The organism is Streptomyces sp. NBC_00726, from assembly GCF_045161735.1.
GTDB lineage: Bacteria > Actinomycetota > Actinomycetes > Streptomycetales > Streptomycetaceae > Streptomyces.
On sequence record NZ_CP108983.1, the window covers coordinates 254,479 to 274,355 of the forward strand.

A 19,877-nucleotide genomic window follows, 5' to 3' on the forward strand; every position below is an offset into this window, starting at 1 on the left:
TGCCGCCCGGTCGCTTGCCGCCCGGTCGCTCAGGCCATGGCGTCCGACCGGGCGGCAGGTGCTCAGGCCGTGGCGTCCGACCAGGCGTACGGCGGTGGTACCGGGCCGTCCGGCCGTCCGGCGCCGGCTTCGCCGATGGCGCGGTCGGCCACGCTCATCAGCTGCCCGGCGACATCGTGCATCGCCCGGCTCGCCGCGACCTCGTCGCCGATCGTGGGGACTTCGGGGTCCTGGGGGCTCAGCCGGGCGATCCCCTGGCCGGTGAGCCTCGCGGTGCCGGTGTCCAGCACCGCTTCCGCCTTGGTCGTCCCGCCCTCCTCGGAGAGCTCGACGCGCACCGTCCATTCCAGCGTGCGGTTCATCGCATACCTCCCGGCCCGCACCGGCCGGCGGGCGCGGGCCGACGCACGGGTCCACCTCCAGCATCCACCCGACCGGCCGCCGCCGCCCGCCCGGCCTGCGCCCGGACCCCCGCCGAAATAGGATGCAGGGGCCCGGCCCGCCAACCCCCGTCCCGCGGAGCGACCCATGAACCGGCGTCGTCCTTCCCGGTCGGCCAGCTCCGACGAACTGCTCACCACCCTCCACGACCTCACCTCCCGGGCCCGCCGCGAGGTGGAGCTGCACCAGGCCCGGGTGGAGCTGGCCGAGGCGCTTCAGCGGGAGATGCTGCCGCCCGGTCTGCCCTCGCCGCCGGGTCTGCGGACCGCCGCCCGGTACGCCCCCGCGCGCAGCGGTCTGGACATCGGCGGCGACTGGTACGACGGCTTCGAGCTGCCCGACGGGGCGCTGGCGTTCGCCATCGGGGACGCCCAGGGGCACGATGTGGAGGCCGCCGCCTTCATGGGCCGGATCAGGATCGCGATGCGCGCCCTCGCGCTCACGGCGGATGACCCGGGTGAGGTCATGAGCCGTACCAACGACCTGTTGCTCGCCGCCGACACCGGGCTGCTCGCCACCTGCACCTTCGTACGTCTCGACCCGGCCACCCGGGAGCTGCGCAGTGCCCGGGCCGGTCATGTGGCCGCCGTCTGGGCCACCGCGGACGGCCGGGCCGGCACCACGGAGGACGAGGGCGGGCTGCCGCTCGGGGTGCAGTCGGGCGAGGAGTACCCGGTCACCACGCGCTCGCTCGACGGCGAGGGGGCGTTCGTGCTGCTGACCGACGGGGTGGTCGAGGGTCCTTCGTACTCCCTGGACGAGGGGCTGGACGAGGTGGTGCGGCTCGTACGCGCCCGGGTGACCGGGGACGCGGACGCGCTGGCCGACGCGGTCATGGGCTCCGCCGAGCGGACCGGGCACCGGGACGACGCGGCGGTGCTCGTCCTGCGCCACGGGTGCCCCGCCTCGGGCTGAGGGTGAAGGTGAGGCTGAGGGTGAGGGTGAGGCGGACCCGGCCGCCCGTGCGTGTCAGACCGCCGTCCGCCCCGGGGCCGGTGTCTGATGAGAGGCGTGATCCACAGCGAGCGGAACCGCCGGTACCTGCTGGCGGTGCTGCGTGTCGTGGGCGTCGCCGCCGCCTACTACGGGGCGGCCCGCCTGGGCCTGCTGCGGGAGGTGGCCGTGCACGGCGCGGTGGTGACGCCGCTGTGGCCGCCGACCGGGATCGCGCTGGGCTGCCTGCTGTATTTCGGGTTACGCGTGTGGCCCGGGATCGCCGTCGGCTCGCTGGCCGTCGTCGGCATGCTGGGCGGTACGGTGACGCCGTCCACGCTCGTGGTCGCGGCGGGCAACACGCTCGCACCGCTGTGCGCGTACGCGCTGCTGCGGCGGACCGGTTTCCGCCGGGAGCTGGACCGGCTGCGCGACGGCGTCGTCCTGGTGTTCCTCGGGGCGATGGCCGCCATGACGATCAGCGCGACCGCCGGGACGGCGATGCTCGTGGTGGACGGCAAGCTGCCCGCCGAGAACTTCTGGTCCGTCTGGGCGGCGTGGTGGGCCGGTGACGCCATGGGGGTCCTGGTGGTCACGCCGGTCGTGCTGGTGCTCGACCGGCTGCGGCCGCCCCGGCTCACGGACCGCTGGGCGGAGGCCGTGGCGCTGCTGGCGGTCGCGGTCGCCGGGACGCTGATCGCCACCCGCAGCTCGCTGTCGATGCTCTATCTGGTGTTCCCGATCGTCATCTGGGCCGCCCTGCGCTTCCGGCTCGCGGGCAGCGCGCCGTGCGCCCTGCTGGTGTCCGTCCTGGCGATCGTGGCGGGGACGGACCGGGACGGGTCGTTCGCCGGACACTCCCTGGTGGAGGTGATGATCAACCTCACGGTGCTGAACGGGGCCGTCGCCCTCACCTCGCTCCTGCTGGCCGCCATCGTCACCGAGCAGCAGAACGTCCGGCACCGCATCGAGCACGCCTGCGAGGAGCTGGCCGAGGTGGTCGACCAGCTCGCCCCGGGCCACTCGGCCGCCGCCTGGCCGTCCCGGGCCGAGCACGAACGCGGCGGCCGCTGAGCCCCCGGATCAGCGGCGGAAGTGCCGGTCCAGGAACGCGTTGCGGAAGGTGCCCGCCGGGTCGTGGCGGCGCATCAGCGCCTCGAAGTCCGGGTAGCGCGGGTACAGCGTGCGCAGCACCCCGGGGTCCGTGGAGAAGACCTTGCCCCAGTGCGGGCGGGCGCCGAACGGGGCCAGCGCCTCCTCGATCGCGGCGGCCACCGGTGCGACGGCCGCCGCGTCCGGGACCCAGGTGAAGTGGAAGGCCACCGAGTCCCGGCCGTGGGCGGGGCTCAGCCACAGGTCGTCGGCGGCGACGGTGCGCAGCTCGGAGATCTGGAGCACCGGGGCGATCCGGTCCCGCAGCCGGGCCAGGGCCTCGTAGGCGGCGACGGCGTCCGCGCGGGCCACGAAGTACTCCGACTGGAGCTCGTCGCCGTTGCTCGGGGTGAACGCCATCCGGAAGTGCGGCAGCCGCTCGTGCCAGGGGCCGGGCACGCCCTGCTGCGCGGTGCAGTTCCCGGCGGGCACCCCGGGGACCGGGTGCCGGGGGCCGTCGGCGAGCCGGGCGCCCAGCCATGCGGCGGGCATCGCGGCCCGGGTGCCCTCGTCGCCCACCCGCTGCTTCAGCCAGACCTGGCCGACCGGGCCGGGGCGCCAGTCCGTGAAGACGCTGACGCTGTAGGCGGCGGACATCACCTCGTCGAAGCGCGCGGTCAGCGTCGCCTCGGGCAGCTCCTCGTACACCCACTGGCGCACCTCGAAGGCGGGCACGAGGCCGAGTTCCAGCGAGGTCACCACGCCGAGGGCGCCGAGGGAGACGACCGCGCCCGCGAAGTCCTCGTCGCCGCGCCGCAGGGTGCGCGTCCCGCCGTCGGCGGTCACCAGGGTCAGGGCGCGCACGGCGCCCGCCAGGGAGCGGTTGTCCACGCCCGAGCCGTGGGTGCCGGTCGCGACGGCGCCGGCGACGGAGATGTGCGGGAGCGAGCCCAGGTTGGCCAGGGCGAGACCGTGCGCGTGCAGTTCGGCGGCGAACTCGCCGAAGCGGAGTCCGGCGGTCAGTGTGACGGTCCGGCCCGGGACGTCGATGTCCACGACGCGCGGGAGGCCGGCGAGCGACACCTGGTCGCCGGTGGTGTCCGCGACGGTGTTGAAGGAGTGCCGGGTGCCCAGGGGGCGGACCGCGTCGGATGCGGCGACCGTCTCGCGCAGTTCACGGACGGATCGCGGCACACACAGCCGCTGCGCGCCGAAGGTGATGTTGCCGGCCCAGTTCTTCTCCGCGGGGGTCACCGTGCGTCCCTCTTCCACTCATGGCCGGGCACGTGCTCCCGGCACCGCATTCTCCCAGACCGCCCGGTCGCCGCCGGAGCCGAGCAACCCGAATACCACCCGCGCAACCGCGCGAGCACGTACGGTAGTTGGCAGACCAACGCACATATCCGCACACCGACCGTTTGGCGCATGTCACACACCAACAGGTGACTGGGGGGTTCATGGGGCATGTCGGGCTACCCGAATCCGATATACCGAGGCCCGTGGGACCGGCGGGAACGCCACGCCCACGGACCTCTTCACGACTGCCGCACGGCCGGGACACCGGCCGGCCGCGACAGCTCCCGCACTTATCGCGCGAACGCGGCGCCCGGTCGCCCGGCGCGCACCCCGGCCCGCTGCCCCTGGTGGTGTGCGCCGAAGCCGCCGGACTGGGGTTACCGGCCTGGCTCGTGCTCCGCGCCGACGGGCAGCCCGGGGCCCTGGCCGGGGCGCTCGCGGCCACCCTGGTGTGGTGCGGGGTCCGGGCCGTTCGCGGCCGGTACGCGTTACGTGTGCCGGGCCGCCCGCCCGGGGCGCTGACCACGCCCGGGGACTGGCTGCTGCTCATCGGTGTGCTGGCGGTGCTGTGGACCCTCCTCGACGCACCGATCGACCCGGCGGCGGCCGTCGTCGCCCTGATCCCCGGCCTCCTGGCGGGGGCGGCCGTCTCCTGGGCGCGCCGGCTGGCCCGGTCCGGGAGGCTCCGGACGGCACGCCGGGTGCTGGTGGTCGGCGAGGCCGCGGGGGTGGACCGGGCGACACGGCTGCTCACCTCGCGGGAGGACCACGGCTATCGCGTGGTGGCCGCGCTGCCGGTGGGCGCGGCGGCGCTGAGCTGCGAGGTCCCGGTGCCGGGGCGGCTGGCTCCGGCGCCCGCGGGGGACGACGCGTCGACGGTGCTGGGCGCGGCCTTCGCGCACGAGGCGGACCTGGCGCTGGTGGTCCCGGGGCCGGGGCTGGCCGAGGAGCGGCTGCGGCGGCTGACCTGGGGCCTGCACGACGGCAATCTCGACGTGTCGGTGCTCTCGCACCTCTCGGAGACCGCGGCGGACCGCGTCCGGCCCTCGTCGGCGGCCGGGCTCACCCTGCTGCACATCGCGCCGCCGCTGCGCCGGGGGCTTCAGCCGGTACTGAAGGCGGTGGTGGACCGGGCGGGTGCCGCCTGCGGGCTGGTCGCCCTGGCCCCGCTGCTGCTGTTGATCGCGGTGGCGGTCCGGCTCACCTCGGCGGGCCCGGTCTTCCACCGGCAGGTCCGCCAGGGGCAGCACAACCGCCCGTTCGTCATGTGGAAGTTCCGCTCGATGGTGGTGGACGCCGAGCGGCACAAGGCGCGGCTCGCCGAGGCCAACGACCACGACGGCCCGATGTTCAAGATGCGCCGGGACCCCCGGGTGACCCGGCTCGGCCGGCTGCTGCGCCGCTCCTCGCTGGACGAACTGCCCCAGCTCATCAACGTACTCAAGGGTGACATGTCCCTGGTCGGTCCGCGGCCGCCGCTGCCGGAGGAGGTGTCCCGGTACGACGAGCGGGAGTTGCGGCGGCTCGCGGTGAAGCCGGGGCTGACGGGTCTGTGGCAGGTGAGCGGCCGGTCGGACCTCTCGTGGCAGGAGGCGGTGTCGCTGGACCTCTGGTACGTCGACAACTGGTCGGTGGCCACGGACATGGGGCTCATGGCCCGGACGCTGCGTGCCGTCACCGACGGCCGCGGGGCCTACTGAGGGCGGGGGCGGATGAGCACCGGGAAGAGGGACCGGCTACGCGGCCCGCTGCCGGAGCCACCAGGCGTACGTATCCGCGATGCCCTCCTTCAGCGGGATGCGCGGTGCGAAGCCGAGGGAGGCCAGCCGGGAGACGTCGAGGAGTTTGCGCGGGGTTCCGTCGGGTTTGCCGGTGTCCCAGCGGATTTCGCCCTGATAGCCCGTCACCTCACCGATCATCGAGGCGAGTTCGCGGATGGCGAGGTCGTCGCCGCAGCCGATGTTGACCGGGGCGTCGTCGTCGTAGCGCTCCAGCAGGAGTACGCAGGCGGCGGCGAGGTCGTCCACGTGCAGGAACTCGCGCCGGGGGTTTCCGGACCCCCAGAGCGTGAGGGCCGGTGCGCCGGACTCGCGGGCCTCGTGGAAGCGGCGGATCAGGGCGGGCAGGACGTGGGAGGTCTCCAGGTCGAAGCTGTCGCCGGGGCCGTAGAGATTGGTCGGCATGGCGCTGATGTAGGAGGCGCCGTACTGGCGTCGGTAGGACTGCGTCTGCACGATGCCGGCGATCTTCGCCAGCGCGTACGCCTCGTTGGTGGGTTCCAGTGGCCCGGTGAGCAGGGCGCTCTCGGGGATCGGCTGCGGGGCGTGCTTCGGGTAGATGCAGGACGAGCCGAGGAAGAGCAGCCGTCCGGTGCCCGCCGCGTGCGCGCCCGCGATGACGCTCAGCTGGATGCGCAGGTTGTCCTCGATGAACTGCACGGGGTACGTGCTGTTGGCCATGATCCCGCCGACCCGGGCGGCGGCCAGCACCACGGCGTCCGGGCGTATGCCGCGCAGGAAGGCGGCGGTGCGGTCGGCGTCCCGGAGATCGAGGCGGTCGCGGCCGCGGGTGATCACCTCGTGGCCGTCGGCGGTGAGGCGGCGGACCACCGCCGAGCCGACCAGGCCCCGGTGACCGGCGACGAACACCCGGGCGCCGGGGCGTAGCAGAGAGGGGGCTCGTTCCCGGGGAGGGCCGGGGAGATCAGTCGTCATGTTCTCGGATTGTGCCAGCAGCCGGGCGAAACGGGGATGTTTTGCACTGGATACCTCATATCCAGATATTCCATGACCAACTGCTTTGCGGGCGACCGCAGAAGGGGGAAACGTGGCGAAGACCGCGCTCATCACCGGGGTGACCGGACAGGACGGTTCGTATCTGTCGGAGCTGCTGCTCCGGAAGGGGTACACGGTCCACGGCCTGATCCGCCGCTCGTCCAGTTTCAACACGGAGCGGATCGACCACATCTACCAGGGGCCGGAGCAGGAGGACCGGTCCTTCGTGCTGCATCACGCGGATCTGGCCGACGGGGTCGCGCTGGTGAACCTGTTGCGGGACATCCGGCCCGACGAGGTGTACAACCTGGGCGCGCAGTCGCATGTGCGGGTTTCCTTCGACGCGCCGCTGTACACGGGTGATGTGACCGGTCTGGGCACGATCCGGCTGCTTGAGGCAGTACGGGCCAGTGGCATCGACACCCGGATCTACCAGGCGTCCTCCTCGGAGATGTTCGGCGCGAGCCCGCCGCCGCAGAACGAGCGGACGCCGTTCCACCCGCGCAGCCCGTACAGCGTCGCCAAGGTGTACTCGTACTGGGCGACGGTCAACTACCGCGAGGCGTACGGGATGTTCGCGGTGAACGGCATCCTGTTCAACCATGAGTCGCCCCGGCGCGGGGAGACCTTCGTGACCCGGAAGATCACCCGTGGGGTGGCCCGGATCAAGGCGGGGCTCCAGTCCCGGCTGCATCTGGGCAACCTGGACGCGGTGCGCGACTGGGGTTACGCCCCCGAGTACGTGGACGCGATGTGGCGCATGCTCCAGTGCGACACCCCGGACGACTATGTGGTGGCCACCGGGGAGGGGGTCAGCGTCCGGCAGTTCCTGGAGTACGCCTTCGACCACGCCGGCCTGGACTGGCGCGATTACGTCCGCCACGACGCGAAGTACGAGCGGCCCAGCGAGGTCGACGCGCTGATCGGGGACGCCTCGAAGGCCGGACAGCTGCTGGGCTGGAAACCGGCCGTACGCGCCCGGGAGCTGGCCCGGATCATGGTCGACGCCGATGTGCGCCGGCTCTCCGACGAACTCGCGGGGGCCGCCGTGCGCGTGGACAGATAGGGAACGCCCCAGAACTCCGGCGCACCCCCACCGGGGCCGTACGCGCCGGTTCGGGCGGGGCCCCGGCTCCGCCTCCTCGACCGCGGCCAGCGGGCCGCAGCCCGTTCTCACCTTCGGAGCTGAATGATGAACCGAACCACGGGGCGCCGACGCGGCCGGACGCGGGCCGCGTTCGCGGCGCTCGGCCTGTTCGCGGGCGCCCTGACCGCAGCCGCCTCGGGCACTCCCCCGGCCGCCGCCCTCACCGCGCCCGTCTCGATCACCGCGGACAACCTGTCCACCTGGCAGACCAACGGCATCGTCTGGTCGATGGCCGCGTCCGACGACGGTGTGGTCTACGCGGGCGGCACCTTCTCCACCGTACGGCCGCCGGGCGCGGCCGCCGGGACCTCGGAGCAGCCCGCGGTGAACTTCGCCGCGTTCGACACCGCGACCGGGGCGCCCACCGGCTGCTCGCTGTCGTTCACGCTCTCCTCGGGGACCGCGACGGTGCGCGCGCTGGCCCTGTCCCCGGACGGTGAAACCCTGTACGCGGGCGGCCGGTTCGGGGCGGTGAACGGGGTGGGCGTCAGCAACATCGCGGCCATCGACACCGCCACCTGCACCCCGCGCCAGAACTTCAAGGTCGCCGTGTCCGCCACCGTGCGGGCGCTCGCGGTCACCGACGACACGGTGTACCTCGGCGGCGACTTCAAGAGTGTGGCGGGGCAGGCCCGCCGCTTCTTCGCCGCTGTCACCACCGGTGCGGCGCTGAAGCCGTGGACGGCGGACGCGGACGAGGTGGGCCGGGCGGTGGAGGTCACACCGGACGGGCAGCACGTGGTGCTCGGCGGTGACTTCTTCACCGTGAACGGCACCGGCTCGCACGCGCTGGCCGTGGTGAACGCCACCACCGGGGCGCTGACCAGGAGCTACCCGGGCTTCATCCCGAACACCTCCACGGTGCAGGACCTCACCAGCGACGCCAAGCAGTTCTACACCGCCAACGAGGGCACCGGGGGCGGGGTGTTCGACGGCCGGATCGCCCTCGACCTCACCACGTTCGACCAGGTGTGGCGCGATACCTGTCTGGGTGCCACGCAGGCGCTGCTGGTACACAACGGGGTGCTCTACAGCGGGAGTCACGCGCACGACTGCGCGTCCATGGGCGAGTTCCCCGACCAGCCGCGCAAGCATCTGCTGGCCCAGTCGGTGGACGACCCGAAGCTGCTGCCGTGGTTCCCGGACACCAACGACGGGATCGGTGAGCCGGTCGGCCCGCGCGTGATGGCGCAGACCGACAAGGGCGGCCACCACTACCTGTGGGTGGGCGGCGAGTTCACCACGGTCAACAGCAAGGCTCAGCAGGGGCTCACCCGCTTCGCCGACGGCCCGGACACGGGAGCGCCCTGGGTGCCCAACGTCAGCGTCTCCACGGTCGCCCCGGACAAGGTGGACGTGAACTGGCAGACCAGTTTCGACACCGACGACGGGGTGCTCACGTACCGGATCTACAAGGACGGGGCGGCCACCCCGGTCCACACGACGACCGGGTACTCCGTGTTCTGGGACCGTCCGCAGCTGCGGTGGACGGACACCGATGTGGCGCCCGGTGAGACCCACACGTACCGGATCAGCGCGAGCGACGGCACCAACACCAGCGCGAAGTCGCCCGCGGTGAGCGCGACCGTGGCGTCCAAGGCGGCGAGCTATCCGGCGAAGGTGCTCGCCGACGGGGCGACCCTGTACTGGCGCTACGACGAGGGCACGTCGACGTTCGCCGCCGACACCGGCCCGGGGCTGGACAACGGCTTCCTGCGCAACGCGCCCTCGTACCGGCAGACCCCGGCGGCCGTGGCCGGGCCGTCGACCGCCATCGGGTTCAACGGGTCCACCCAGTACGCGTACAGCAATCGCGGCCGGCCCCAGCCGACGACGTTCTCCGTGGAGACCTGGATCAAGACCACGACGACCCGGGGAGGGAAGATCATCGGCTTCGGCAGCAACACCATGGAGCTGAGCGGCAAGTACGACAAGCATGTGTACATGCTGAACAACGGGCGGCTGACCTTCGGCACCTCCCACAACGGCGGCCAGACCGTCAGCACGACCGGGGCCTACAACGACGGTGCCTGGCACCATGTCGTCGCCACCCAGGGCTCCGGCGGTATGGCCCTGTACGTGGACGGGCAGCTGCGTGCCTCGGACGCGCGGTACACCCTGAGCCAGAACTACACCGGGTACTGGCGGGTGGGCGGGGACAACCTCGCGACCTGGCCGAACCGGCCGACGAGCAACTACTTCGCCGGCCAGATCGACGAGACCGCCGTGTATCCGAAGGTGCTGACCGCCGCCCAGGTCAGCGCCCACTACGCGCTGAGGAACAGCGCATGAGGAACGCCCTCCTGGCCGGCGCCGCCGTCGTGTTCGCGACGGCGGCGCTGGCCGCCTGCGGCGCGTCCCCGGATGCCGGGGGCGGGAGCGGCGAAGTGGCGGGCCCCGCGGTTTCGAGCAGCGCGGCGCCGTCCGTGCCCGCGGCCGGAGCGGAGGCCGGCCCCTCCGCGCCCGCCGGCCCGGAGGCCACCCGGAGCAGCGAGCCGCCCAGGATCCCCACCGACCGGCTGACGCCCGCCACCGGCACGTTCACCGAGAAGCAGAAGGAGTACCTGACCGACCGGGTGCCCGTGGGCATGGACCCGGCCGCGGTGCTCCAGACCGGGCAGGAGACCTGCGACCGGCTCGACTACCTGGTCAAGGCGGACCGGGACACCGCGGTGGGCGCCCTCGTGACGGGCGAGATCACCGGCGCGGAGCCCGCCGTCGCCCATCTGTGCCCCGGCCACAAGGACCTGGTGGAGCGGGCCTCGCACGGATACGCGGACGGGGTGCACCGGGGCGTGGGGCTGCGGCCCGGCCGCTACCGGGACGTCTCCCCCACCCCGGACTGCACCTGGGAGGTGACGGGCCCGGGCGGGAAGGTGCTGCTCTCGGGCTCCTCGCAGGGCGGGAAGCGGACCACGATCACGATTCCGGAGGCGGCGCTCGCCTTCACCTCCACAGGCTGCTGGGCCTGGCTGCCCGAAGGGGACGACGGATGACGAAGCTGCCGATAGCCGTGGCGATCCCCACGAAGAACGAGGGGCTGAACATCGCGGAGGCGGTGCGGTCGGTGATCGACCATTTCGAGGCGGTGGTCGTCGTGGACTCGCACAGCTCCGACGACACGGCGAAGATCGCCGCCGAGTGCGGTGCCGAGGTCGTCCTGTACACCTGGGACGGCGGGCATCCGCGGAAGAAGCAGTGGTGCCTGGACCGGGTGCGCACGGATCTGGACTGGATTCTGCTGCTCGACGGGGACGAGCGGCTGAGCCCCGGGCTGCTGGCCGAGCTTCGGGGGATCTTCGCCCGTCCGGACGCGCCGAAGCCCGCCGCGTACGACATCCCGCTCGGCTACTGGTTCTCCGGGAAGCGGCTGCGGCACGGCTACACCATCCGCAAACGCTCGCTGACCGACCGGACCCGCTGCCACTACCCGGAGGTCGGCGATCTGGACGCGCCCGGCATCGGCGAGGTGGAGGGGCACTACCAGCCGGTCGCGCAGAGCACGGCGGCGCTGCGCCATCCGATCGAGCACCAGGACCGGGACCCGGTGACCGCCTGGTTCGAGCGGCACAACCGCTACTCGGACTGGGAGGCGTGGCTCAACCACCATCCAGAGGTGAAGGAGCAGGTGCGCCGCGCCAAGTCACGGCAGGGGCAGCTGTTCCACAGGGCGCCGTTCAAGCCGCTGATGTCCTTCGCCTATATGTACGTCTACCGGCGGGGGTTCCTCGACGGGCGCGCCGGGTTCGACTTCGCCCTGGCGATGAGCTTCTACCGCTGGCAGATCGCCCTCAAGTCGCGGGATACGTCTGCTTCCTGACGCCTTCGCTCCTCCGGCGGACCACGTCCTGGTAGGTCCGCCGGAGGGTGCGGGTGACGGCCTCGATGGTGAAGTGCTCGTTGACCAGCTCCCAGGCGGCCTTCCCGGCAACGGCGTTGGCGTCCGGCTCAAGCAGCTCCAGGACCGCCCGCGCGACCTTGTCCGCGTTGGCCGCGTCCTCCCCGGCCCGGCTGTCGATGACCCGGCCCGCCCCGGCCCGCGCCACATCTGGCCCGAGTCCGCAGGTGCGGGTGATGACGGCCGGGGTCCCGACGGACATCGCCTCCAGGACCGAGACGCCCAGGGGCTCCTCGATGGACGGGAGGACATACACATCGGCATCCCGGCCGGCCGCCAGCACCTCCTCGTGGCCGAGTGGCCCCACGTGGTCCAGCGAGTCCGTGACGCCGAGCCGGCGCGCCAGTGCGAGGGTGCCGGGCAGGGCCCCGGTGTCCGGTCCGGCGAGGACGAAGCGGGCGTCGGGGTGCGCGGCCAGGACAGCGGGCATCGCGGCGACGAAGTCCTCGGGGCGCTTGCGCTCCTGGATGCGGGCGAGGAACAGCACGGTCGGCGGGCGGCCGGGCGGGCGGGCCGGTTTGAACGGCTGCGGGCGCACCCCGTTGACCAGGCGCACGGTCCGGGTGAGCGGGACGGGCGCGGCGACCGCGTCGACGTCGACGCGCTCGGCCTCGGTGAGGTGGAGCACCGCGTCGGCGCCGCGCAGCACCCGGCGGACGCCCAGGAGGTCGGTGAGCTGTGCGACGCGGTTCTCGGTGGGGTCGACCATGCCGTGGGTCTGGACGACCAGGGGGGTGCCGGAGGCCAGGGCGAGGAGGGCGGCGGGCAGGGTGACCAGGTCGCGCATCAGGTGGACGTGGACGAGGTCGGCGCCGCGCATCATGCGGTGGGCGGTGCGCAGCAGGGCGGCGGAGGTGATCCCGCTGACCTCGAACACCGGCAGCGGGTGGCGGGCTCGGAAGAGGTGGACGGGGACGCCCTCCACCTGGCGCGGCAGGGGCCCGTCGAAGCCGTCGCCGAGCGCCATGATCCGTGCGTCGTCGCCCTCGGCACGCTGGGCCTTGGAGAGGTTCAGGGCCACCCGGGTCGGACCGCCGAAGGCGTGGTCCGGGGTGTGCAGCGTGACGATGTGCAGGATCTTCACCCGGGTCCCCTCACCCTCGTCCGGCGCCCCGGCCAGACTAGTCGGCACATCTACTCAGGTGTGGCGATTCGTTAATGTGGAGCCTCGCAACCACGCTTCGGGGACGGGGAGTTGATGGCATCGGTGCACGAGGGAGCGTCCTCCGCGCCCGCCCGTCCGCTGTCCTGGGCGATGCTGTCGCGGGCGCTGGCCGTGCCGATCGTCCTCGGCCTGGTGTGCTTCCTGCCCGCGCTGGTCGCCGCCCAGCCCGGGACCGGGGTGCGGGACACCGCGTACTGGTTGCAGCTTGTCCTGACCTGTTACGCGGGGGCGCGGCTCGCGACGATGATCCTGTCGACGCGGCGGCGGCTCCTCCAGGGCGTGTTCTGGATGTTCGTGTACATCGCGATGGGGGTGGCGCCGTTCGCGCAGCTGGTGATCGGCCGGACGCCGACGCCCGCGGTCGGGCCGCGCGCCGATCTGGTGACCGCCGTCGCGCTGGTGCTCGTGGGGTGTGCGGCCTTCGACCTGGGGGCGCTGCTGGCGTCGCGGCGGCCGTTGCGCCGCCGCCGTACCGCGCGCGGGGACGGGCACGGCGCCACCGCGCACCCGGTGCGGCTGCGGCTGCTGGTGCTGGTGGCGTTCGCGGCGAGCGGGTATTACGTGCTGCGGCTGGGCGGGCCCGGGGTGTTCTTCTCCAGCAGGCAGGAGATCAGCGCCTCGGTCGCCGCGAGCGGGGTGGCGTCGGCCGGGTCCCATGTGGGCTCGGCCTTTCTGAAGGGCTTCGGCACGGTCCCGGCGCTGCTGGCGCTGCTGTTCTGCACGCGCGGGCTGGTGACCTCGCGCCGGGCCCGGCGCACGCCGTCGGCCGTGCTGGTCTGGTGCGGTCTGGCGGCCGTCAACCTGGTCGTGAACAACCCCGTCTCCAACGCCCGTTACTGGTTCCTGACGGTGCTGGTCTCGCTGCTGTTCACGGCGTTCCCGCGCAGTGCGGCGATGTACCGGTCGGTGCTGGCGCTCGGGGTGGTCGGGGCGCTGGTGCTGTTCCCGTACGCGGACCGGTTCCGGTACGACGACGAGGGGTACCGGCCGGTCGAGTCGTCGTCGGTGTTCGAGCCGCTGGCCACCAAGGACTACGACCAGACGGTGATGTTCGCCAACACCGTCACCTGGGCCGGCACCCAGGGGCACACCTATGGGCGGCAGTTGGCGGGGTCCGCGTTGTTCTTCGTGCCGAGGGCGGTGTGGAGCGGGAAGCCGGAGGACACCGGGGTGCGCGTCGGGGAGTGGATGGGGATGGACATGACCAACCTGTCCGCGCCGCTGTGGGCGGAGCTGTGGGTCGACTTCGGGGTGGTGGGCCTGGCCGGCGGTCTCGCGCTGACGGGGTACGGGGCCGCGCGCACCGACCGGCGTTATGCGCGGGCGGTCTCGCGGGACGGGCCGGGTCCGGGCAGTGTGCTCGCCATCGCGGCGCCGCTGATCGCCGGGTACACGTTCATCCTGTTGCGCGGCCCGTTGTTGCAGGCGGCGGGGAAGTTGGCCATCGCGGCCCTGTGTCTGGCGCTGGTCACCAGCTTCAGGTCCGGGCGGCGTCCGCGCTGACCGGTGCCGGGGCCCGCGCGCCCGCCCGGGTCAGCCGGGCCACCCGGGTCCAGGTCGCGACGGCCTTGCAGCCGGAGCCCAGGCACAGGCCCCAGGCGGCCCCGGTCACCCCGCCGAGCGCGTAACCCGTGGCGAGGAAGGCGACCGCGGCGAGCGAGAACACCACCTGGACCGGGAGCGTGCTGCGCGGGTCGAGGAGCCGGAGCGCCAGCAGTCCGCAGGTGCCGGCGGCCATCGCCGCGTACTGGCTGCCGGTGGCCGGGAGGAGCGCCGCCGCCGTGGGCCAGGTCGCGCCGAGCAGACGGCGGCCCACCGAGCCGGGCAGCAGGGCGAGGACGGTGGCCCAGGCGGCGGCCGTCAGGGCCAGGACGGCGGCCAGCGCGGCGGTCGCGCGCACCCGGAGCCGGTCGGTGGCGAGCCGTCCGAGGAGCGGGGGGCCGAAGCCGGTGGCGGAGGTGAACAGCACGTTGAGCGGGCCGAAGAGCGTGGTGGCGCCGCGCAGGGCGCCCACGACGAGGGGGTTGCCGACGGCGCCGAGCCCGAGCACGGAGAGCTGGGAGGTGGCGTTGCCCACGCCGAACTCGACCACGAACCTCCGGCCGAGGTGCCCTTTCGCGAGCATCGGCCGCAGCGCTACCGGGGCCCCCGCGGTCCTGCGGTGCAGGGCGGCCGCCGAGAACAGCAGCGCGGGGAGCGCCGAGAGGCCCCAGACGGCGATCAGCCGGGCGGCCGGCGCCCCGTGCGGCTGTACGGACAGGGCGCCGATGACGCAGACCAGCCGGAGGGTGTCGGCGGTCAGGGCCGACTGCTGGGCGTGCAGTGTGGCGAAGGCGTAACGGGCGATGTCCTGCCCCAGCACCAGCGGCAGCACCAGGCCCAGCGTCAGCAGGGCCCGTGCCGTGGAGCCGGGCAGCAGGGCGCAGACGGCGGCGAGCGGACCGCCGAGGGCGGTGGCGGCGAGCAGGGTGAAGCAGACGGCGGACCGGCAGGCGCCCCGGGTGTCCTCGCCGCCGCCCCCGCGCAGCACCAGGGGCTGCCCCGTGAAGGCGCCGGAGACGCCGAGCAGGACGGTGAAGACGAGGTAGACGGCGGAGAAGCGGGCGAAGCCGGACACGGTGGAGAGCCGGGCGGCGGCCACCAGCACCAGGATGTTGGTGAGGGCGGCCACCCCCTGGTCCGCGACCGAGCAGACGATCGCGGTCCGGGCTCTCATCGGTGTCCGGCGGCGCTGTTGTAACCGTCGCGTCCGTGACCGCCGTCCAGGGTGCGCAGGCCCAGGGTGTCGGCGGGGTCGCCGGTGCGGCCGGTCACTTCGGGGTCGCCGTACCGGCCGCCCGGGGCGGCGGGCCCCTGTCCGGTGGGGCGCTGTCCCGGCGCCCGGCCGTTGCCGCCGGACTTCCCGCGGGCCCTCCGGTCCAGCCGGCCGGAGCCGGGGTGGAGCAGGGTGCCGAGGACCGAGCCGCCCGCCGCGCCGATGATCTCGCGGATGCGTTCGAGGTCGCTGCGGTGCACCTCGCGGGGCCGGCAGACGATGACGACGCCTTCGACGCGGTCCACGAGGGCGACGGCGTCCGCGTACGCCAGGACGGGCGGGGCGAGCACGATGACGACCGCGCCGGGTCTGCCGCCCTCGGCGATGAGGCGGCTGACGGGGGCGGAGGTCAGGGCGCGCGGCACATTGTCGGTGCGGCGGCCCGCGACCAGGGTGAAGGCGCCCGACCCCGGCACGTCGACGTCGGCCCGGCCGCCGAACGGCCAGCCGCGGTCCTGGCCGCCCGTCGCCCAGCGGGAGTTGCGGCCCGGGCGGGCGGCGCCGAGGGCGCCGGCCAGCGACGGGGTCCTCAGGTCGGCCTCGACCAACAGGACGTCGCGGCCCATCTCGGCGAAGGCGGCGGCCAGGTTGGCGGCGGCGGCCCGCGCCATGTCGTTGTCGCCCCGGGGCGCGGTGACCAGGAGGCGGCGGCGTTCGGCGAAGGACGGGTCGTAGGCGAGCCGGAAGGCGACCGCCCGGTATTCCTCGGCGAGCCGGCTGCCGGGGCGGCCGATCGCGAGCAGGGGGCCGCGCTCCCCGGGCAGGGTGCCGAGCAGCGGGGCGCCCAGGGAGCGGACGAGTTCCCGGGTGGAGCGGACGGCCGGGTCGAAGACGAGGCGCACCCAGGACAGCAGCAGCCCGAGGGCGAGGCCGACGACGCCGCCGAGTCCGAGGAGGAGCGGCAGGCCCGCCCCGGTGGGGTGCCGCGGGGCGACGGGCTTCTTGTTGAGGTAGCCGGGTGTGGTATCCAGGGCGCGGAGCTCGGAGATCTTCTGGTTGAGCGCGGAGATGGCGACGATGAGGTTGGCGCGGGCGCTGGAGACGTCGTCGCCGGTGCCGGTCTCCTGCTCGGCGAGCCGGTCGCGCTGCTCGGTGAGGGGTTTGAGCTGGGCGCGGTAGCCGTCGATCATGTTGTCGATGCTGTCCTCGGTGCGCTCCCGGCGTATCTCCAGGTATGCCTCGGCGAGGGCTTCGGCCCGGGCCCTGGCCCGCTCGGGGGTGCGGCCGGTGTAGGCGAATCTGAGGACGAGGGTGTTGGGCGGGTTGGTGACCTGGAGCCCGGCGAGCAGGGCGCCGACCTCGACGGTGTCGCCCTGTTTGGCGAGGGTGCCGGCCGCGATGGTGCCCACCGCGTCGCTGACGGCGGTCTGGCGTTCGGAGCCGATGTTGATGCCCTTGTCGGCGGAGGCCCCGGCGGCGAAGGGGTCGGAGGTGGCGGACCGTACGGACACCTCGCCGGTGGCCGCGTAGGTGTCCCCGCCGCTGAGGGCGAGCCAGCCGCTGCCGAGGAGGCCGAGGAGCACCCCGGTGACGAGGAGGGTCCGGTAGCGCAGCAGCTGGCGGAACTGGTCCCGGAGCAGGGCGGGTTCGTCCTGCTCGTCCGGGGCGTGGTTCGGTTCGGTCATCGGCGTGGGCCTTCCCGGCCGTCCCGCAGGGCCTCGGTGAGCAGGGCGTCGAAGCGGGCCAGTGCCGCCTCCCGGCCCAGATGTCCGGCCACATAGCGCGGCCCGTGGGCGCCGAGCGCTTCCGCCTCGGCGGGTGACTCGACCAGTTTGCGTACGGCTCCGAGCACGGCGGCCGGGTCCTCGGGCGCGACGAGGAGCCCGGCCCCGGAGCGCCGCATCTCCTCGGCGGTGCCGCCCTCCTCGGCCACGGAGGCGACGACGGGCCGCCCGGACACGAAGTACGAGGTGAGCTTCGAGGGCACGCTCATGTCGAGCACCGAGGCGCGCTGGGTGACGGCGAGGACGTCGGCGGCGGCCAGGACGTCGGTGAACTCGGCCGCGCCGGCCGGGGGCAGGAAGTCGAGGTTGGGCAGCCCGGCGGCGCGGGCGCGCAGGGATTCGCGCTGGTTGCCGTCGCCCATCAGGACGACCCGGATCTCGGGGGCGAGCCGGGCCGCGTCGACCAGGACCTCCAGGCCCTGTTTGAGTCCCATGTTGCCGGAGTGCAGGACGACCGGGGTGCCCTCGCCCCAGCCGAGCCGGGCCCTGGTCGCGGCACGGTCGGCCGAAGGGGCCTGCACGTGGCTCCAGTTGGGCACGACGCGGATGCGGTCCGGGTCCACCCCGTAGGCGGTGACCCGGGGCACGAAGCTCTCGTGGATGACGCCGACGAGCGTCGCGGCGCGCAGGGCGAACCGTTCCGCCTTCGACGCGAGGGCCGCCGCCCCGCCGCCGCCCCGAATGCCGCTCTGGGTCGCGGCGGCGCCCATCAGGTCCTGGACGACGGGCAGGTACGGCACCCGGTGGCGGCGGGCGAGGCGGGCGCCGATGACCCCGCCGGCGAGGCTGGGGATCTGGGCGGCCACCGCGTCGGGGCGGACGCCGGGCGGGGCGAGGAGCCCGTGCGCCAGCACGCTGCCCTCGAAGGCGGCTCTGCGTAACGCGCTCTGCCGGGCCGGCACGTAGTGGCGCCTGCGGTGCACGGTGACACCGGCGCGCCGCTCCTCGGTGCGCCACACTCCCCGGTAGGCCGGGGCGGTCCGCCAGGCCGGGTAGTGCGGCATGCCGGTGAGGACGTGGGTGTCGGCGCCGGACGCGGCCCAGTGCTCGGCGAGCTGGGCGGCGTACGGGCCGATGCCGGTCAGCTCCGGCGCGTAGTTCGTGGAGACCACCAGCAGGCGGCGCTGCGCGAACGGTCTGCGGTGCTCTTCGTCCGCCATCGGGCGATCACCTTCCCCCCGGAGCCACCGGTGTCCTATCTGCCGTACCCATCGGCCGCACCCGCCGAGGAACAGCCCCAAAAGCGAGCTTATCCGTTCATGACATAAGCAAGTGGTCTTCACAGTAAGGTCGTTGGACTATCGCGGACGCCGCGTTCACCGTGGGGGGAGAGAACGGATGGTGCACAGGGTCGGTTACGCGCCGGGGGTTTACGACCTGTTCCACGTGGGACACCTCAACATCCTTCGCCATGCGCGCAGCCAGTGCGACTACCTGGTGGCGGGGGTCGTCTCCGACGAGATGGCCACGCTCGCCAAGGGACACCGGCCGGTGATCCCGCTCCCGGAACGGCTGGAAATCGTGCGGAGCGTGCGGTACGTGGACGCCGCCTTCGTGGAGACCGTGCCGGAGAAGGTGGAAACCTGGCAGCAGGTCAGGTTCGACGTCATCTTCAAGGGGGACGACTGGCGGGACACGGACAAGGGCAGAAAGCTCGAACGCGACTTCGCCGAGGTGGGCGTGGAGGTCGTCTACTTCCCGTACACCGTGCACACCTCCAGCACCCAGTTACGCCGGGCGCTGGACACACTCGTCAACGCGCCCGGAGCGCTTTCAGCTCCCTGAACCACTTGCCCAGGAACAGCACGAGGAACAGCGCGTGCACAGCGGCGAGTACGGCGTAACCCACGCGGAACGCGGTCGCGTCGCCGAGCAGCAGGAAGACCAGGCAGAACACCCCGTAGTCGGCGGGCAGCAGCGCCACGGCCCGCAGCCGGGACGGCGGCGCGGCGGGCCCGGGCGCGCCGCGCGCCGCCGCCTTGCCGAGCTGTTCGCGCAGCAGCCCCGCGCAGAAGGTCAGCACGGCGACGAACAGGAAGCCGAGCGGCAGCAGCAGCCAGCCGTCGCCGGGCAGGGCGAACCAGCGGTGGAAGGCGATCAGTACGGCAGCGTGGACCAGGATCATCTTGGCGCAGTCGACCACATGGTCCAGCCACTCGCCGTCGGGCCCGCCGCGCCCGGTCAGCCGGGCCAGCTGCCCGTCGGCCGAGTCGAGCGCGAACCCCACGGCGAGCCCCAGATACACCAGGACGGCCGGCCAGGCGCCCGGCCGCACCAGCGCCACACAGGCGAGGGCGCCGAAGGTGAACGCCGCGCTGACCAGGGTGACCTGATTGGGCGTCAGCCCGAGCCGGTATGCGGCGGCGGCCAGGACCCGGCCGGCCGGACGGTTCACGTACCGCGAGTAGAGCGAGACCCCCTTGGCGGTCTTCTGCGCCCCGCGCAGCCGGCCGAGCACCGTCGTCGTGGTGTCCATCCGTCCCCCAGCGTCCCGGTGCCGTCACCGGCGGCGCTCCCCGCGCCCCGCCGGAGCCGCATCATGGCACGGGGGTGTCCGCCGGTGCGGGCGGATCACCCCATCCGGTGGGCGTA

At 73.4% G+C, this 19,877-nt stretch carries 17 protein-coding genes; 9 read left to right on the forward strand and 8 right to left on the reverse strand.

Going from position 1 to position 19,877, the window contains the following annotated elements; all coding sequences use genetic code 11:
• Positions 1-62: 62 nt before the first annotated feature.
• Positions 63-362, reverse strand: coding sequence for a DUF1876 domain-containing protein (locus OG338_RS01095; RefSeq protein ID WP_405935506.1), 300 nt, complete (start codon positions 360-362; stop codon positions 63-65).
• A gap of 166 nt (positions 363-528) precedes the next feature.
• On the opposite strand from OG338_RS01095, the gene OG338_RS01100 reads away from it, so the two are divergent.
• Complete coding sequence (locus OG338_RS01100) at positions 529-1,356, forward strand: PP2C family protein-serine/threonine phosphatase (protein ID WP_405935507.1); 828 nt, start codon at positions 529-531, stop codon at positions 1,354-1,356.
• 96 nt (positions 1,357-1,452) lie between these two features.
• The gene (locus OG338_RS01105; RefSeq protein WP_405935508.1) at positions 1,453-2,448 is read left to right on the forward strand and encodes an MASE1 domain-containing protein; all 996 of its coding nucleotides are present in this window, start codon (positions 1,453-1,455) and stop codon (positions 2,446-2,448) included.
• Between the two features lie 9 nt (positions 2,449-2,457).
• Here OG338_RS01105 and OG338_RS01110 read toward each other — a convergent pair whose 3' ends face one another.
• Positions 2,458-3,720, reverse strand: coding sequence for an FAD-binding protein (locus tag OG338_RS01110; RefSeq protein WP_405935509.1), 1,263 nt, complete (start codon positions 3,718-3,720; stop codon positions 2,458-2,460).
• 245 nt (positions 3,721-3,965) lie between these two features.
• Here OG338_RS01110 and OG338_RS01115 point away from each other — a divergent pair, with 245 nt between their 5' ends.
• Positions 3,966-5,462, forward strand: coding sequence for a sugar transferase (locus OG338_RS01115; protein WP_405935510.1), 1,497 nt, complete (start codon positions 3,966-3,968; stop codon positions 5,460-5,462).
• Between the two features lie 36 nt (positions 5,463-5,498).
• Here the strand turns inward: OG338_RS01115 and OG338_RS01120 are convergent, their stop codons facing one another.
• Positions 5,499-6,476 carry a GDP-L-fucose synthase family protein gene (locus OG338_RS01120; RefSeq protein WP_405935511.1) on the reverse strand — a complete coding sequence of 326 codons (978 nt, stop codon included), beginning with the start codon at positions 6,474-6,476 and terminating at the stop codon, positions 5,499-5,501.
• A 112-nt stretch (positions 6,477-6,588) separates the two neighbouring features.
• Between OG338_RS01120 and gmd the strand changes: the two genes are divergently transcribed.
• From gmd to OG338_RS01140, 4 genes are all read left to right on the forward strand, one after another.
• Positions 6,589-7,602 carry a GDP-mannose 4,6-dehydratase gene (gene gmd / locus OG338_RS01125; RefSeq protein WP_405935512.1) on the forward strand — a complete coding sequence of 338 codons (1,014 nt, stop codon included), beginning with the start codon at positions 6,589-6,591 and terminating at the stop codon, positions 7,600-7,602.
• Positions 7,603-7,728: 126 nt separating this feature from the next.
• Complete coding sequence (locus OG338_RS01130) at positions 7,729-9,975, forward strand: LamG-like jellyroll fold domain-containing protein (RefSeq protein WP_405935513.1); 2,247 nt, start codon at positions 7,729-7,731, stop codon at positions 9,973-9,975.
• On the forward strand, positions 9,972-10,679 hold the full coding sequence (locus OG338_RS01135) for a hypothetical protein (RefSeq protein WP_405935514.1): 708 nt from the start codon (positions 9,972-9,974) through the stop codon (positions 10,677-10,679). Before OG338_RS01130 ends, OG338_RS01135 begins: the two co-directional genes overlap by 4 nt.
• Positions 10,676-11,503: a glycosyltransferase family 2 protein gene (locus OG338_RS01140; RefSeq protein WP_405935515.1), complete on the forward strand. Its 828-nt coding sequence runs from the start codon at positions 10,676-10,678 to the stop codon at positions 11,501-11,503. The genes OG338_RS01135 and OG338_RS01140 overlap by 4 nt, the downstream gene beginning before the upstream one ends.
• Here the strand turns inward: OG338_RS01140 and OG338_RS01145 are convergent.
• Positions 11,475-12,665: a glycosyltransferase gene (locus OG338_RS01145; protein ID WP_405935516.1), complete on the reverse strand. Its 1,191-nt coding sequence runs from the start codon at positions 12,663-12,665 to the stop codon at positions 11,475-11,477. The two genes, OG338_RS01140 and OG338_RS01145, sit on opposite strands and share 29 nt — an antisense overlap.
• A 114-nt stretch (positions 12,666-12,779) precedes the next feature.
• Between OG338_RS01145 and OG338_RS01150 the strand changes: the two genes are divergently transcribed.
• Complete coding sequence (locus tag OG338_RS01150; protein WP_405935517.1) at positions 12,780-14,249, forward strand: hypothetical protein; 1,470 nt, start codon at positions 12,780-12,782, stop codon at positions 14,247-14,249.
• Here OG338_RS01150 and OG338_RS01155 read toward each other — a convergent pair.
• From OG338_RS01155 to OG338_RS01165, 3 genes are read right to left on the reverse strand one after another with little or no spacing between them, the layout of a single operon-like run.
• The gene (locus OG338_RS01155) at positions 14,224-15,462 is read right to left on the reverse strand and encodes a hypothetical protein (protein WP_405935518.1); all 1,239 of its coding nucleotides are present in this window, start codon (positions 15,460-15,462) and stop codon (positions 14,224-14,226) included. The two genes, OG338_RS01150 and OG338_RS01155, sit on opposite strands and share 26 nt — an antisense overlap.
• On the reverse strand, positions 15,459-17,186 hold the full coding sequence (locus OG338_RS01160; RefSeq protein ID WP_405935519.1) for a lipopolysaccharide biosynthesis protein: 1,728 nt from the start codon (positions 17,184-17,186) through the stop codon (positions 15,459-15,461). The genes OG338_RS01155 and OG338_RS01160 overlap by 4 nt, the downstream gene beginning before the upstream one ends.
• Positions 17,183-18,445: a glycosyltransferase gene (locus OG338_RS01165; RefSeq protein ID WP_405935520.1), complete on the reverse strand. Its 1,263-nt coding sequence runs from the start codon at positions 18,443-18,445 to the stop codon at positions 17,183-17,185. Before OG338_RS01165 ends, OG338_RS01160 begins: the two co-directional genes overlap by 4 nt.
• A 178-nt stretch (positions 18,446-18,623) precedes the next feature.
• On the opposite strand from OG338_RS01165, the gene OG338_RS01170 reads away from it, so the two are divergent.
• Positions 18,624-19,070 (forward strand): adenylyltransferase/cytidyltransferase family protein, encoded by a 447-nt coding sequence (locus OG338_RS01170; protein ID WP_405935521.1) that lies wholly within the window; start codon positions 18,624-18,626, stop codon positions 19,068-19,070.
• On the opposite strand, the gene OG338_RS01175 is transcribed toward OG338_RS01170, so the two are convergent.
• Entirely contained in the window at positions 19,039-19,761 is a 723-nt protein-coding gene (locus OG338_RS01175; protein WP_405935522.1) for a CDP-alcohol phosphatidyltransferase family protein, read from the reverse strand. The genes OG338_RS01170 and OG338_RS01175 overlap by 32 nt on opposite strands.
• Positions 19,762-19,877: the final 116 nt, after the last annotated feature.